Source organism: Streptomyces sp. NPDC045021, from assembly GCF_056432645.1.
In genome coordinates, this window is record NZ_JBWKIQ010000001.1 from 613,438 (window position 1) to 628,460 (window position 15,023).

The following is a 15,023-nucleotide window of genomic DNA, read 5'->3' on the forward strand; positions in this document are numbered from 1 at the left end:
GCCCGGGGCCGCGGGCGGGGGCCCCCCCCCCAACCCCCCCCCCCCCCCCCCCCCCAACAACCCCCCCCCCCCCCCCCCCCCGGGGGGGGGGGGCCCCCGACTCCTTGTTGTTCCCGCTCTCGGGTGACCCGGTCAGCGCACGGCGGCCCTGCTCATGCCGCCGTCGATGAAGTAGTCGGAGCCGGTGATGCTCGGCACCTTGCCGGAGGCCAGCAACAGCACCAGCGCCCCGATCTCATCGGGCTCGATCATCTTGCCGGTGGAGAGACCGGCCATCTTGGGGACGGTCTCCAGGAACTCCTCGGTCGTGATCCCGAGCCGGCGTGCGATCTCCGGATTGGTCCACAGCCGCGTCCGCACCGGTCCCGGGGAGATGGTGTTGACGGTGACACCCTGCGAACTGAACTCCAGGGAGAGCGACTTGCTGATGTTGGCCAGTGCGGCCTTGGCAGCCGAATAGTGGCCGAGTGCCGGGTCCGCCATGCTCGCGTTCATCGAGCCGATATTGATGATCGCGCCCCTTCGCTCGACCAGGCTGGGCAACGCCGCTCTGGTCGTCCTGATCATGCTGAAGACATTCAGCTCGAAGGTGTGGCGCCAGGTCTCGTCCTCGATGTCGAGGAAGCCGGTCGCCAGCTTCACCCCGCCACCGACGTTGTTGACGAGAATGTCGACGCCCCCGAACTTGCCGAGCGCGTGTTCCAGCAGCGCCGTCGGTCCCGCCTCGGTGAGCAGATCGACCTCGAACACGTGCGGCGTGGCGTCCAGCAGCTCCGGGCTGATGGTCCGGGAGCCGCCGAGCACCTGGGCGCCCGCCGAGGCGAGTGCCTGGACGGACGCCAGCCCGATCCCGCTGCCGGCCCCGGTGACCACGGCCGTTTTGCCGGTCAAGTCGAATTGCATCGGATCTCCTGTTCCTGGGACGCCGCGGGCTCAGCCCGGTCCGCGTTTCTCGGTGAGGAAGTGCCCGGTCGGTCCGTCGTCCGGAAGGGTCGCCACATCGGCGATGAACCGGGCGGCAGCTTCAGGAAGTTGCTCCTGGGTCGGCATCATCCGGGTGCGCACCCGACCCGGGTTCACGGCGTTCACCAGGACACCGGTCCCGGCGGTCTGGGCCGCCAGCATGGTCGTCAGCCCGTTGAGCGCGCTCTTCGAAAGGGAGTAGCCGGGAGTACCGGCGAAGAGCCGGCCCCCGAAGTCGGCGGTGGTGCCGCTGGAGATGATCACCACCCGGCCCCATCCCCGCTGGACCATGGGCGGCACGAACTCCTGCAGAACGCGCCAGGTGCCGAGCAGGTTCACCCGCAAGGTCCGTTCGACGAGTTCCAACGGCACGGAGAGCGGATCGGTGCGGGCGTCCAGCAGCACGCCGGCGTTGCACACCAGCACATCGACGGGCCCGGCCTCCGAGCCGGCCAGCTTCACGCTGTCCGGATCGGTGACATCCAGTACGCACGACCGCACTCCGGGCCCGATCCCGGCAGCCGCGGCGCGGCCCTCGCCGGCCAGCCGCGCGGCCACCACCACCTGGAGCTCCCGGTGGTGGAGCTCGGCGGCGACCGCACGGCCGATGCCACGGTTGGCTCCGGTGATCAGGGCGGTACGCGGCGGGGTCGCCGCGTTCTCACTGGTCATTCGTCACATCCACCCGGGTCAGCGAAATCGCATGGGCAGGTACTTGATGCTGTTCATGAAGTTGGTCTCGGGTCGCACCGGCGTACCGGCGATCTCCAGCCGCGGCAGCAGGTCGACGATGCCTTCGAGGAACTGGCGCAGCTCCATGGTGGCCAGCGCGTTGCCGATGCACACATGCGGACCGCCGCCGCCGAAGGCGAGGTGCGGGTTGGGGCTGCGGGCGATGTCGAACCGGTCCGGGTCCGTGAACACCTCTTCGTCCCGGTTGGCCGACGTGTACCACATCACCACGCGCTCGCCCGCGCCGATCGGCTGGCCGGCGACCTCGGTGTCGACCAAAGCCCTGCGGGCGAAGTGGGTCACCGGGGTCACCCAGCGCAGCACCTCGTTCGCGGCGCCGGGCATCAGGGTGCGGTCGGCCCGTAACGCGGTCAGCTGGTCGGGGTTCTCCATCAGGGCCAGGACGCCGCCGGTGACGGAGCAGTAGGTGGTCTCGCTGCCGGCCGTGATCAGCGTGGAGGCGAACAGCCCGACCTCGTCCGGGGTGAGCCGGTCGGGAAGGCCCAGCCGCTCACCGTTGAAACGGGCGGACAGCAGGACGGAGAAGCAGTCGTCGGTGAGGTTCTTGGCGCGGTAACGGGCGAAGTCCAGCAGGTACTCGTAGATCCTCTGGAAGGAGTCCAGGCCGCCCTCGGCGGCGGCCGCCTCGTACTCCGCGTCACCCAGGTTCACCGTCTGGCCGGCCCAGCCGAGCATCATGGCCCGGTCGCCGGCCGGGATGTCGAGCAGTTCGAGTAGGACCTCGAAGGGGAGACGCAGCGCGATGTCCTCCGCCAGGTCGAACTCGCCCTTCTCGGCCACCTCGGCGAGCAGCGAGTCGACGATGCGGCGGATCGGCCCCTCCAGAGCGGCGAGCCGTGCCGGGGCGAACGCCTTGAAGGTCAGTTTGCGCAGTCTGGTGTGGTCGGGGCTGTCCAGGAAGGTGATGATCGGCGGGCTGGGGTCCACCTTGCGGATGGAGGTCATGGTGGTCGGGCTGGACGAGAACCGCTTGGTGTCCCGGGAGACCTCGGACACGTCCCGATGGCGCGTCAGATACCAGAACCGCTCGCCGTCGGTGTCCTTGCCCAGCGGCAGCCCTTCGGACCGGCGCAGTTGGCGGAAGTAGTCGTAGGGGATCCCGTTGTTGAACACCTTGGGATCCATCAGGTCGAGATCGTTGGTGGCCATTGCTCGCCTTTCTCGTCGGCCCGCCGGTGCGGTGGCCGCTCGTCTCAGACCGGCCACGAGGGCTGTCCCGCGCAGCATTCGGCGAATGCCCACTCGTACCGGATGCTGAGGGAGAACTGGTCGATGATCACCCGACGCTGGGCGGCCGAGGAGCTCTCGCCGACCCGGTCGGCCATGTCGCGGAAGGCCTGCACCGCGTACTGGTACGACTCACCGGGGTGGTAACTGCGAATCCAGGGCACATAGCGCGTGCCGGGTACGGCGTTCCGCAGGAGGTTGTCGGACACCTCGGCGTTGAACCACACCATGGGCAGCAGCGCGCCGACGCCGGCATGGAAGGACGAGGCGCTGGCAGCCGTGAAGAACGAGGTGTGCGCGTGGGTGGCCGGGTGGATCGCCGGCCGGGCGTCGAGTTCCGGCAGGCCGAGTTCGCCGGCCAGCGAGAGGTACGACGAGCGCAACGCGTCCCTGGCCTCCAGCGTGCCGGTGACCGACTGCCCGAACAGATAGGTGTCCGCCTCGTCGGGCGCGGCGGCCGCGCAGCGGGCCAGCGCGCGGGCGTAGGCCGGCAGCAGGAATCCGGCGTCCTGCTCCACGAAGCGTGCCAGTGACCCGACCGGCAGCGAGCCGTCCCGCAGGCCGGCCCAGAAGGGATGGTCCAGCACTTTCCGCAGCACCGGGCCGCAGATCTCGGCGAGTTCCTCGTACAGCATCTGTTCCCTCCCGCGCCGTGTTCTCCCGATGAGGGACCGTATCGACCACTGCTCGAATGGGCCTGGTGGCGTCCTGGACGGTCGACCGGCCGGACCGTCCTAGTCCTCCCGGCCGTGACCGCGGTAGGACCGGTCGGAGTCGGCCAGTCGGCGCTTGAGGGCAGGCAGGTGATTGACGACGCGCATCGCGGTACGCAGCGCGGCCAGCAGGATCCGGCCGACGAACGGCTGGTCGGGCCCGGTGCCGCCGCCCGATTTACGGGACTCCTTGACGGCGTCGAACCCGTACTCGATCATCTTCGTCTCGTAGTCGCGGATGGCGGCCAGCAGCGGTTCCCGCCCTTCGTGGGCGGCGACGAGCATCCGGCACAGCAGCCGGGCATCGCGCAGTGCCGTGTTGGCGCCGACCCCCCGGCCGGGGGTCATGGTGTGGATCGCGTCGCCGAGCAGCGTGACGTGGGTGGTCTCCCACTGCGGAATGGGGACCGCGGTACGGATCTTGATCGGGAAGCAGCTGTTGGGGTCGGCGAGCTGGAAAAGCTTGCGCAGGTCGGGGTGCCAGTCCGTGGTGCGCTCATTGACCAGCCGGTACAGGTCGGGGCCCTTCATCTTCAAGGTGTCGTCCGGCAGCCGCTTGGCACGGGTGACATAGCCCCAGTTGATGTAGTCACGGGTGTTGTCGAAGGTCAGCCCGGGCCACTGGCCGAGGAGCTCGGCGTCGCTGGAACCGATGCCGTCCTTGGGGGCGCCATCGGCGTCCCAGGGGAACTCCATCGCGTGGTAGATGCAGAAGACGCCCTTGGGCGCGTAGATCATCGAGATGCCGCGCCGCATCTTCGGGGTGAGCAGCGCCACGGTCTCATCGGTGACCGGTACCTTGCCGGTGATGCCGATCGGCCCGCAGTCCTCCAGCCGGGCGTGCGGCAGGTACTGCCGCCGGACCCGCGAGTTGCTGCCGTCCGCCGCCACCAGCACGGTGCCGTCCACCGAGCTGCCGTCCTCGAAGAACGCCGTGACGGAACCGTCGTCATTGGTCCGGTAGCGCTTGAAGGTCTTCCCGAAGTGGACGACGTCCTGCAGGCCGGTCAGCAGTACCTGACGTAGCGTCATTCGGGACACGGACTTCTCGCTGTCGACCGCGTCGTCGGACTTGAAGCCGTCCAGCGACAGGACCTCCTTGCGCCCCTCGGTCAGGAAGTTCACGTACTCCGGCGGCCGCGCGCAGGTGGCCAGGAACGTGGCGTACAGATCGGGGGGCAGGCAGTCGCGCAGGGCGCGGGTGCCGTCCGGGTTGATCCCGACCCGGTATCCCTGCAGCCCGTCGGCCCGTGTGGCGTCCCTTTCGTAGACCGCGACACTGACTCCGGCGCGCTTGAGGCCGTGCGCCAGGCACAGCCCGCCCGTTCCCGCGCCGATGATGACGACATGCAGAGTGGAGGTGGGCGCCGACATGAGGAACTCCTCATCCAGGGGTGATCGACCGGACAGGGCCTGGGCCCTGGCCGGCCGGGAGTCCTGCGAGGCTCGCACCGGGGCGCTGAGAGCCGGTCGAAGAATCCTGGACACGGAGGCGGGGGGCCGCAACCGTCACGTCGCGGGTGCGCCCGCAACGATGCTCTCCAGCTCTCCGACGACCTGCGCCGGTGCGGGCTGCCGGCGCATCTCCTCCTGCAGCCGTTGTGCGCTCTCCCGGTATCCCGACCCGGCCAGCAACTCGGCGAGCCGCTCCCGGATCGGCTCCGGTCCGTCCACCGGCGCCGGGAGGACGACTCCGGCGCCCGCCTCGGCGAGCCGGCCCGAGTGCCGCACATGGTCGGGCAGCCGGGGAACGAGGAGTTGGGGCAGACCATGGGACAGCGCGGTCAGCAGCGTCCCCGCGCCGCCGTGGGCGACCATCAGGTCGCACTGGGGCAGCAGCAGGTGCAGCGGTGCGGACTCCACCACGTGGACGCCGGCCGGCAGCGTGCCGAGCAGCTCCCGCTGGCCGCGCGTGCTCGCGACCACCACATCCACGTCAAGGCCGTCGATCGCCCGGGCCACGTCGCCGGCGAGGAAGAGCCCGGGATCCAGCCGGCCCATGGTGGTACCCCAGCTGACGCAGACGCGGGGCCGGCCCGACCGTTCGGGCAACCGCGGCGGCGCCAGCCCCGGGCCGTTGTACGGGATGTACCGCATCGGCAGGCGCCGCGATGCGGTGGGGACCTGCAGTCCGCCGGGGCACGGGTCCACGGTCCCCACCCCGAACGGGTCCACGCCGTCCAGGCCGAGCTTCTCGCTCAGCGGACCGAGCGCACCGGTAACGAACCGCCCGACGACGCTCATCAGATCGGTGCCGTACAGATGGCGCACGGCCGGGATGCCCAGCTTGGCGGCGGCCAGCGGCCCCGCGAAGGCCGTGGGATCGAAGACGACCAGGTCGGCGCGCCATTCCCTGCCGAGCTCGACGAGGTCGTCGACCATGGCCTGGGCCAGGTTGCTCAGCAGGTCCAGGACGCGCGGACCGCCGCCGGATCCCGGCTGCGCGGAAGGCGGCGTCAGCACGATGTTCCGGAAGACCGCCTCCGCGTCCACGTCCTGCCCGACCGGTGCGGCGGGCAGGCCGGTACGCAGAACGGCGTCGGTGAGGGCCGGCTGACTGGCCATCAGCACATCATGACCGGCGACGCGGCAGGCCCACGCGAGAGGCACCATCGCGTAGAGGTGTGACGGCCACGCCCAGGAAGTGAAGACGATACGCATACCGCCATGGCAGCACGCGGCGCTTGCCGCTGCCTCCATTGCCGCTTGAGGGCTCGCCGCACCCCGGCCCCGGGTACGGAGTGCGGCGGCCCGGCGGACACGGCCGGGCCCCGCCGCTCCCAGGAGGGGAACAGCGGGGCCCGGCCGGAACTCTGCCCGGTGCTCAGCCGGTCGTGGCCTGCTCTGAACCGCTGTCGCCGCCGTCGGCTCCGGCGCCGACCGCCGGTTCCTCGATCCGGATCGACCGGGTCGGACAGCTCCGCTGGGCGTGCAGCAGGTCCTCACGCAACTCCTGCGGCGGCTCCGCGTTCACGACGAGTACCAGGCCGTCCTCGTCCTGGTCGAACACCTGGGGCACCCGGTAGACGCACAGGCTGCTCGTCACACACGTGTCCTGGTTGGCGGAGACTCTCAGGCTGCCCATCGCCGTCACCAGGTCACAGGGACGTTGGTGTACCCGGCGAGGAAGCCACCCTCGGGACGCACCAACTCGTCACCCGGTATGGCCAGTTTCAGTCCGGGGAAGCGCTGCAGCAGGCCCTCGGTCGCCTCCTGCAGCTCCATGCGGGCCAGTGCCGCGCCGGCGCAGAAGTGGATGCCTGCACCGAAGGTCAGGTGGTGGTTGTCCTCGCGCCGGATGTCCAGCGTCAGCGGGTCCTCGAAGACCTCCTCGTCGTGGTTGGACTCCTGGGAGAGCAGGACCGAGGAGCCCTTCGGGACGACGGCGCCGTCGTCCAGTTCGATGTCCTCGACCGCGTACCGCAGCGTGCCCAGCGAAGTGCCCATGATCTGGTAGCGCAGTAGCTCCTCCACCGCCGACGGCACCAGCGACAGGTCGGCCTTCAGATCGTCGGCGACCTCCGGGCGGTGCAACAGGACCGCCATGCTGGTACCGAGTTGCGAGGCCGTCGTCACATAGCCCGCGATCAGCAGGGTCTTGACCCAGTTCTGCAGCTGGTAGTCGGTCAGCTTGCCCGGGTCCTCCCGGCTGATCTCGATCAGCTCGCTGATCAGGTCGTCACCGGGCTGGGCCCGCTTGGAGTCGATCAGTTCGGTGAGGTAGTCCCAGTACTGCTTGCGGCACTCCTCGACCTCGTCCTCCGGCAGCCGGGTCACCGACAGATAGCCGTCGATCAGCCGACGGAACTTCGTGCGGTCCTCCGCGGGCACTCCCAGCATCTGGCAGATCACCAGGATGGGGAGCGGATACGCGAACGCCTCCATCAGCTCGGCGGGCTGCGGTCCCGCCTCCATCTCGTCCAGCAGGTCGATGACGACCTTCTTGACGAACACACGCAGCGCCTCGATGCGGCGGGCGCTGAACGCCCGCATCACCACGGAGCGCTCCTCCAGATAGCGCGGTGGATCGTTGTCGACATTCGGGTCGCCGAACAGGTCGTTGCTGGCGGACACCCTCGACGCCCGGCCGAACGTGTTGCGGCTCAGCCGCTCGTCGGCGAACAACCGCCGTACGTCCTTGTACCTGGTGACCAGCACGGCGGGTTCGCCGCTGGGCAGAGTGATCTCCACGAGCGACCGCTCGCGCAGTGCCTTCCACTCCTCAGGGATGTCCGGGGTCGGGGCCCAGGGGATGGGGTAGCCGACGGGGCACGACTCACTCATACGGGAACCGCCCTCTCAATACACTCACCGCTTGTATCGCGCACAGCTTGGGCGCTCGGTCTGGTGACCGGCTCGAAGCCCGGTCGATACCCGCCCCACCGCACCCGCCCGAGGCTGGGACCACCTCCCAGCGGTAGCCATGAGGTGCCCTTCATGTCCGCCCCATGTCCGGCCGGACAGGCCCTAGCGCCAGTCGAGCAATCCTCGGTCCGCCGCTGCGAGATTGCCGCCGGTGAAAGGAGAACCGCCCATGACATCGACCGGAGCGGACCCTGGGACCGCAGCGGGGATCATCCGGCTCGGCACCGCGTTCTGCGACGCCAAGACCCTGCTCACCGCCGTCCGTCTGGATCTGTTCACGGTCCTCGCCCAGAACCCGGCGACCGCCGGTGAACTGCGCACGCTCCTACGCCTGCACGGCCGCGGGCTGCCGGAGTTCCTTGCCCTGCTGGCCGCCCGCGGCCTGCTGCGCCGGGACGTGGACGGCCGCTACCACAACGCCGAGGGCGCCGATCGCCATCTGGTCGCCGGCCGTCCGGGCGCCGTCACCGGCTTCCTGATCGGCGCGGACATCAATCTGTACGACGTCTACGGGCGGCTGGGAGAGGCACTGCGCACCGGCAAGCCGCAGGCCGACGGCGACTTCGCCGGAATGCTGCAGGACCCGGTGGCGGTCGACCGCTTCGCGCGGATGATGGACGGCCTCACCGAGGGGTTCGGCGCCAAGCTGCTGGACGCCCTGGACGGCACCAGGTTCCGCACCGTCCTCGACGTCGGCGGCTGCCGGGGCCATCTGACCGGGCAGCTGCTCGCCGCCCGCGACGACCTGGTCGGGCATGTCTTCGACCTGCCCCAGATGGAGCCGGTCTTCGACGAGCACATGGCCGAACTCGGCCTCACGGAACGGGCGCACTTTCACGCGGGAGACTTCTTCAGAGATCCGCTGCCGCCGGCAGACGTGATCATCTTTGGCCACAACCTGAGTGACTGGGACCCGGACCAACGCCGGCTGCTGCTGACCAAGGCATACACGGCCCTGAGCCCCGGCGGCACGGTGCTGGTCTACGACCGGATGCTCGGCGAACGCCGGGACGACACCGAGAACCTGGTGGCCAGCCTCAACATGCTGCTGGTCACCGAAGGCGGCAGGGAGTACACCGTCGCCGAGCTGGGAGCACAGGCCCGAGCCACCGGCTTCAGCTCCATCACCCACCGGCCACTGGCCGACCACGACACGCTGGTGTCGTGCCGGAAGGACTGACCGCCGCCGCGCCGCGCGGCGGGCCGAACTAAGGAACCATGGGGAGTGCAATGAGCAGTCAGATCTCTGGACAGCCGGCGACCGCGGCGGAATACCTTCCGCTTTCCTTCGGCTTCGCCCTGCACCAGATAGGCGCCGCCGTGTCATCGCTCGGCGTCCTCGACGCCCTGGCCGACGGGCCCCGTACCGCCGCGCAGCTGGTCGAGGTCACCGACGCACATGCCGGCAGCCTGCGTCGCCTGCTGTACGCCGCCACGAAGGCCAAGCTGCTCACCGTCGACAGCGAGGGCTACCACCTCGCTCCGCTGTCGGCCTTCTTCGGCCCGCTGTCCGACTACCACGCCGCGCCCGAGATCTGGGCGGCCTGGGGAGCTTTCGAGGAGTCGATCCGTACCGGAGTGGACGCGTTCCAGATCGCCAACGGCGCGCCGCTGTTCGACTACATCAAGACCAATCCCAAGCTCGCGGCCACCTTCCACGCCGCGATGTCCGCAGGCAGCGACGCCCAGGTGCCGGCGATCGTCGAGCACTTCGACTTCAGCCGGTTCAAGACCATCGTGGACTGCGGTGGCGGCAAGGGCACGCACCTGACCGCCATTCTGGCCGCCAATCCACACCTTCAGGGCACCATCTTCGACACCGCCAACGGGGTGGTCGAGGCCGCTGCCGTGATCGAGGCCGCCGGGGTCGGTGACCGCTGCGAGGTCGTCGTGGGCTCGTTCTTCGACTCGGTTCCCGAGGGCGCCGACCTGTACGTGCTGAAGAACATCCTCCACGACTGGAACGACGAGGAGAGCGTCCAGATCCTCTCCAACATCCGCAAGGCGATGGCACCGGGCGGGCGTGTGGTCGTGCTGTCCTCAGTGCTCTCCGAGGGCGAGGACGAGGACCCGGGCGACGCGCTGGGCGGTGCCATCTCCGACATCGAGATGCTGGTGATGACCACAGGTCTGGAGCGCAGCCAGAGCGAGTACGCCCAGCTGTTCACCGACGCGGGACTGAAGCTCTCGACCGCGACCGCGCTTCCCTGCCCCTGGCTCTACTACGCGCTGGAGGCCACCGCCTCCTGACTCCGCAGCAGGGCAGTCGGTCGGGCGGGCCCGGAGCAAGCAGCTCCGGGCCCGCTCGGCGCTGCCCTGGCGACGCCGATGCGACGTAGCGGCGCCGTGGCGCAGCGAGAAGCCGGCCCCGGCTTTCGACCGGGACCGGCTTCGTGTCGCGCTGTCACTTCCCTCGGTGGATCAGGTGTCCCAGGTCACCGGGAGCGAGTGGACTCCGTAGAAGACCTTGTCCACACCGGTGGGTACTTCCTCGGCCGGCACCGCGAGCCGCAGCCCGGGCAGTCTGCGCAGCAGGGCCTCGAAGGCTATCTTCATCTCCACCCGCGCGAGATGGGCGCCGAGGCACTGGTGCACACCGAAGCCGAAGGCCATGTGCGGCGCTCCCTGGCGGCTCACGTCCAGCTGGTCCGGATCGGGGTACACACCGGGGTCACGGTTGCCCGCCGCCAGTGAGGTGACGACGGTCTCGCCGGCCCTGATCAGCTGCCCGGCGATCTCGGTGTCCTCACGCGCCGTGCGGGTGAGGCCGAACTGCACGATGGTCAGGTATCGCAGCAGCTCCTCGACAGCCGTGTCGAGGAGATCCTCGTTGGCCCGCAGTTTCGCGGCCTGGTCAGGGTTCTGCAGCAGGGCGAACGTACCGAGGCCGAGCATGTTGGCGGTGGTCTCCAGCCCGGCGATCAGCAGCAGCGCGCTGATGCCGACGACTTCGTCGTCGTTGAGCGGACTGGTGCCGTGGTGCAGCAGGTCGCTGACGATGTCGTCCCCGGGCGCCGTGCGCTTGGCACGGACGAGTTCGCCCAGGCTTCCGTAGAGGCCGTCGCTGGCTTCGCGCAGTTGGTCGGCGTCGGTCTTCAGGGAGAGCATCGCCAGGATCCAGCGCTGGTACTCGGCCCGGTCCGGCTCGGGGATGCCGAGCATCTCGGTGATGACGCGGGTCGGGATGGGCTGGGAGAACCAGCTGACCAGATCGACGGGCGGGCCGTGGTCGATCATGGCGGTCAGCTGGTCGTTGATGATCTGTGTGAGTCGGGGAGTGATCTCACGGGTGCGCTTGCGGGTGAAGTACCGGCTGACCTGCCGGCGATACCGGCTCTGCTCGGGAGGGTCCATCGCGGAGAACACCCCGGGCGGTACCTGGAGCTCCTCCTCGGGCAGCGGCAGGTCCGTCGCGGGGGTCACCTGGATGAGGGGCGGGCTGAAGCGCTGGTCCGCCAGCGTCGCGCGCACGTCCTCGTAGCGGGTGACGAGCCAGCCGATCCGCCCGCCCGGAAGCCGCAGCCGGCTCAGCGGCCGTTCGGCACGCAACTGCGCGTATTCTTCCGGCGGATCGAGTGGGCAGCGTCGCTCGGCCGGCAGGTTCATCGGGTCGGGCAGCGGGATGGGCATCCACACACCTTCTTGCTGTGTCGTCGGGTCCGTACCGGGGCCGGGTAGGGCCTGTCCAGCCGGACAGACCCTTGCACCGGTCGGTACTCCAGCAGGGCGATGTCGCCCGGGACCGGTTCGTCGGCCGGCTCGGGGCCGGCCATCGGCGGTGGGACGGTTCCATTCCTCCAGGCTTCCGCGCACAGGTTCCCGGCTCCCGCTCGAACTCCGATGGGGATGCGGTCGACCGGTGCCGGCCGGGCGGGCGCGGCAGCCCGGCGGCGGCGTCCTGACTCGTCTGCCAGGCGTCCTTGAGGCAGGCCCGGTACTCATCGGGGGCATGTCAGTCAGGTGACGCGACATCCAGTGGTGTGGGAGCCCGAGCCCGGTACCGACCGCGGGCGGGGCCCCGACGGGTCCCGGTCACCCGCTCCCCGCGGGGCATGACATGACACTGTCCGCCACATACGAGGAGTAGACGCCATGACAGGAAGTCAGGCTGCCACACTGTTCTTGGGAATCGCCGTAATCCTGCTATTAGCCCGGCTGTTGGGCGCCGGCGCGAAGGCCATCGGCCAACCTCCCGTGCTGGGTGAGATCCTGGGCGGAATACTGCTCGGCCCCACGCTCTTCAACGGCGCTGTCGCCCGACACCTCTTCCCTGCCTCGGTCGGTCCGTTCCTCTCGGCGCTGGCCAACCTCGGGCTGATCCTCTTCATGTTCGTCATCGGCTTCGAGCTCGAACACTCCCTGGTGCGCGGCCGCGGCCGGATCGCCGCCGGGGTGTCACTCAGCTCGATCCTGCTGCCGTTCGGCCTCGGGGTGGTGTTGGCACTGCATCTGAGCCACCGTCACCCGGCCCACAGCACCGCCGGTTTCGTCCTCTTCTTCGGAGCTGCGATGTCGGTGACCGCCTTTCCGGTGCTCGCACGGATCCTGACGGACCGCGGAATGCAGCGCACACCCGTCGGCAGCATGGCGCTGGCCTGCGCGGCCGTCGACGACCTGCTGGCCTGGTCGCTGCTGGCGGTGGTGACCACCATCGCCAGCGGTACCGGGCAGTGGCACACCCTGCTCGCACCGGTCTATCTGGCCCTGATGATCGGCGTGGTCCGACCACTGTTCCGGCGGCTGTTCGCCACGCACTCGACGTCCGGCCGACTCTCGCCGCAGGTGCTCACCCCGGTGCTGATCGGGCTGATGCTGTCCTGCTGGGCCACCGAGTGGATGGGCGTGCACTTCATCTTCGGCGCCTTCCTCTTCGGACTCGTCATGCCGCGCGGCGGCCCGCAGGTCGTCCGCGAAGGACTGCTGAACAGCTTCGAGAACGTCGGCATGGTCTTCCTGCTCCCGGTCTTCTTCGTCACCGCCGGGCTGAAGGTCGACCTGTCGCACCTGAGCACACGCGATCTGGGCGAGCTCGGACTGATCCTGCTGGTGGCCATCTCCGGCAAGTTCATCGGGGCCTTCACCGGGGCGAAGCTGCAGGGCGTCTCCACCCGGCACTCCGGCGTACTGGCCACCTTGATGAACACCCGCGGGCTGACGGAGCTGGTCATCCTCACCGTGGGCGTGCAGCTCGGCGTCCTCGACAAGGGGCTGTACTCGCTGATGGTCGTGATGGCCATGGTCACCACCTTCATGGCAGGACCGATCCTGCGGCTGATCTACCCGACCGAGCAGATCGAACGCGACACCCTGCCGGCATCGCTGGTGGTGGTGGAACCGAACCTGGAATCCGAGCGGGAATCCGAGCGCGTCGCGCACTCGGCCTAGAAGTCGGCCGACACGGCAGCGGGCGGAGGGGGAACTCCCCTTCCGCCCGCCGCCGTGCTGTGCCGTGCTGCCGGGTGTGCACGGCGAACAGCCGGGGGGCGGGAGCCTCAGCTCCCGCCCCCCGGCCGCTGGGCCGTTCCCGGGTCCTTCGCGGACAACCGGTGTCAGGACGCCGCCCGCACCGCACTCACTCGCCGGCCCGCCGCAGGCCGAGCTTGGGGAAGAAGGAGAGATACAGCCCCCTCACCGCGCTCTCCTCGGTCATCGGCGCCGCCTTCTGCTCGTGCACCCGGTTGAGGTTGTTCAACGGGATGGGGTCGCCGCTCTCCGCTCCGGTGAGGTGCTGCTGCACCTTGGCGTAGACGTCCTGGGCGTCCTCCAGGTCGGCGATGCCGGTGATGATCCGGTCGAAGGCATCCTGGATGTTGAGCCCGTCGCGCTGCTGCTCGGTGAGCCGCTGCGCGTTGTAGAAGTGGTAGTCCTTGCCGCGGTAGCTCTCGTAGAAGACGGACACCAGGACCAGCAGCCGCTCGTAGGCGTGACGGTAGACCGTCCCGTAGAACTCCCAGGCCTGCTCCTCCGTCACCTCTCCGCGCAGCACGCTGGAGATGGAGGCGGCGGCCAGCATGGCGCTGTAGGTGGCGAGGTGGACGCCGGTGGACAACAGCGGGTCCAGGAAGCAGGCGGCGTCGCCGCTGAGCAGGAAGCCGGGGCCGCCGAAGGACTCCGCGGCGTAGGAGTAGTCCTGCTCGACCTTGAAGTCGGCGACCCGCTCCGCGCCGGCGATCAGCTCCTGAATGATGGCCGACTGCTCGACCGACTGGTCGTAGACGGCCTGGATGCTGCCCAGTTCGGCGCGCTGCGCGTTGAACCTGTCCCGGCCGGTGACCAGCCCGATGCTGGTGGTGCCGTCGTGCAGCGGGATCACCCAGAACCAGCCCTCGGCCGTCGAGGCCACCCCGATGGCGCCCGCGGGGCCCTTGGGCAGCGGCTTGGCGCCCTTCCAGTACGTCCAGGCCGCGACGTTGCGGAAGACCTCGTGGAGCTTGCGGTTCTTCAGGTGCTTGGTGGCGATGACACCGTTGCGGCCGGAGGCGTCGACGATGTAGTCGAAGGCGATACGGCCCTTGCGGGCGGCGTCCTTGGTCTCGGCCCACAGCGCGGCCACCGGACGGTCCCCGTCGAATTCCAGCTCCTTGACGGAGATGCCCTCTACTACCTCGACGCCCAGCTCGCGGGCATGGTCCAGGAGGATCTCGTCGAACTCGGACCTGACGACCTGCCAGGCACTGGGGTTGTCATCGCCCATGGCGCTGAAGCGGACCTCCCACTCCTCGTCCCCCCAGAAGAAGTAGGCGCCTCCCTTGGGCTGGAAGCCGTGGCGTTCCACCTTGTCCCATACGCCGAGCAGCTCCAGGATCGGCCGGCAGGACGGCAGGATCGACTCGCCGATGTGATAGCGCGGGAAGCGCTCCCGCTCCAGCAGCGTGACTTCGAATCCCTCCTTCGCCAACAGGCCGGCCGCGGTGGCTCCCGCGGGTCCGCCTCCCACTACGAGGATCTGGGTCGACTCACGCATGGACATCTCCATCCTCCGACGAATGCAACTTCAGGTAG

The 15,023-nt window shown here is 69.3% G+C and carries 13 protein-coding genes; 3 read left to right on the forward strand and 10 right to left on the reverse strand.

The window, feature by feature from the left end:
* Nucleotides 1-132 precede the first annotated feature (132 nt).
* From AC07DC_RS02810 to AC07DC_RS02845, 8 genes are all read right to left on the reverse strand, one after another.
* Entirely contained in the window at nucleotides 133-903 is a 771-nt protein-coding gene (locus tag AC07DC_RS02810) for an SDR family NAD(P)-dependent oxidoreductase (RefSeq protein ID WP_478911203.1), read from the reverse strand.
* 30 nt (nucleotides 904-933) lie between these two features.
* The gene (locus tag AC07DC_RS02815) at nucleotides 934-1,635 is read right to left on the reverse strand and encodes an SDR family NAD(P)-dependent oxidoreductase (protein ID WP_198358529.1); all 702 of its coding nucleotides are present in this window, start codon (nucleotides 1,633-1,635) and stop codon (nucleotides 934-936) included.
* 18 nt (nucleotides 1,636-1,653) lie between these two features.
* Entirely contained in the window at nucleotides 1,654-2,865 is a 1,212-nt protein-coding gene (locus AC07DC_RS02820; RefSeq protein ID WP_478911205.1) for a cytochrome P450, read from the reverse strand.
* 44 nt (nucleotides 2,866-2,909) lie between these two features.
* Nucleotides 2,910-3,578: a TenA family protein gene (locus AC07DC_RS02825; RefSeq protein ID WP_478911207.1), complete on the reverse strand. Its 669-nt coding sequence runs from the start codon at nucleotides 3,576-3,578 to the stop codon at nucleotides 2,910-2,912.
* Between the two features lie 99 nt (nucleotides 3,579-3,677).
* Nucleotides 3,678-5,030 carry an FAD-dependent oxidoreductase gene (locus AC07DC_RS02830; protein ID WP_478911208.1) on the reverse strand — a complete coding sequence of 451 codons (1,353 nt, stop codon included), beginning with the start codon at nucleotides 5,028-5,030 and terminating at the stop codon, nucleotides 3,678-3,680.
* A gap of 135 nt (nucleotides 5,031-5,165) precedes the next feature.
* Entirely contained in the window at nucleotides 5,166-6,356 is a 1,191-nt protein-coding gene (locus tag AC07DC_RS02835; protein WP_478911210.1) for a nucleotide disphospho-sugar-binding domain-containing protein, read from the reverse strand.
* Nucleotides 6,357-6,480: 124 nt separating this feature from the next.
* Nucleotides 6,481-6,741, reverse strand: a complete 261-nt coding sequence (locus AC07DC_RS02840) for a ferredoxin (protein ID WP_478911211.1) — start codon at nucleotides 6,739-6,741, stop codon at nucleotides 6,481-6,483.
* Nucleotides 6,742-6,746: 5 nt separating this feature from the next.
* Nucleotides 6,747-7,940, reverse strand: a complete 1,194-nt coding sequence (locus tag AC07DC_RS02845; RefSeq protein ID WP_478911212.1) for a cytochrome P450 — start codon at nucleotides 7,938-7,940, stop codon at nucleotides 6,747-6,749.
* Nucleotides 7,941-8,190: 250 nt separating this feature from the next.
* Here AC07DC_RS02845 and AC07DC_RS02850 point away from each other — a divergent pair, with 250 nt between their 5' ends.
* Entirely contained in the window at nucleotides 8,191-9,201 is a 1,011-nt protein-coding gene (locus AC07DC_RS02850; protein ID WP_478911213.1) for a methyltransferase, read from the forward strand.
* Nucleotides 9,202-9,251: 50 nt separating this feature from the next.
* Entirely contained in the window at nucleotides 9,252-10,271 is a 1,020-nt protein-coding gene (locus AC07DC_RS02855) for a methyltransferase (protein ID WP_198358526.1), read from the forward strand.
* A gap of 171 nt (nucleotides 10,272-10,442) precedes the next feature.
* Here the strand turns inward: AC07DC_RS02855 and AC07DC_RS02860 are convergent, their stop codons facing one another.
* The gene (locus AC07DC_RS02860; protein WP_164293529.1) at nucleotides 10,443-11,651 is read right to left on the reverse strand and encodes a cytochrome P450; all 1,209 of its coding nucleotides are present in this window, start codon (nucleotides 11,649-11,651) and stop codon (nucleotides 10,443-10,445) included.
* Between the two features lie 462 nt (nucleotides 11,652-12,113).
* Here AC07DC_RS02860 and AC07DC_RS02865 point away from each other — a divergent pair, with 462 nt between their 5' ends.
* A complete protein-coding gene (locus AC07DC_RS02865; RefSeq protein ID WP_478911215.1) occupies nucleotides 12,114-13,406 on the forward strand; it encodes a cation:proton antiporter in 1,293 nt (430 codons plus the stop codon).
* A gap of 187 nt (nucleotides 13,407-13,593) precedes the next feature.
* On the opposite strand, the gene AC07DC_RS02870 is transcribed toward AC07DC_RS02865, so the two are convergent.
* Complete coding sequence (locus tag AC07DC_RS02870; RefSeq protein ID WP_478911216.1) at nucleotides 13,594-14,985, reverse strand: NAD(P)/FAD-dependent oxidoreductase; 1,392 nt, start codon at nucleotides 14,983-14,985, stop codon at nucleotides 13,594-13,596.
* Nucleotides 14,986-15,023: the final 38 nt, after the last annotated feature.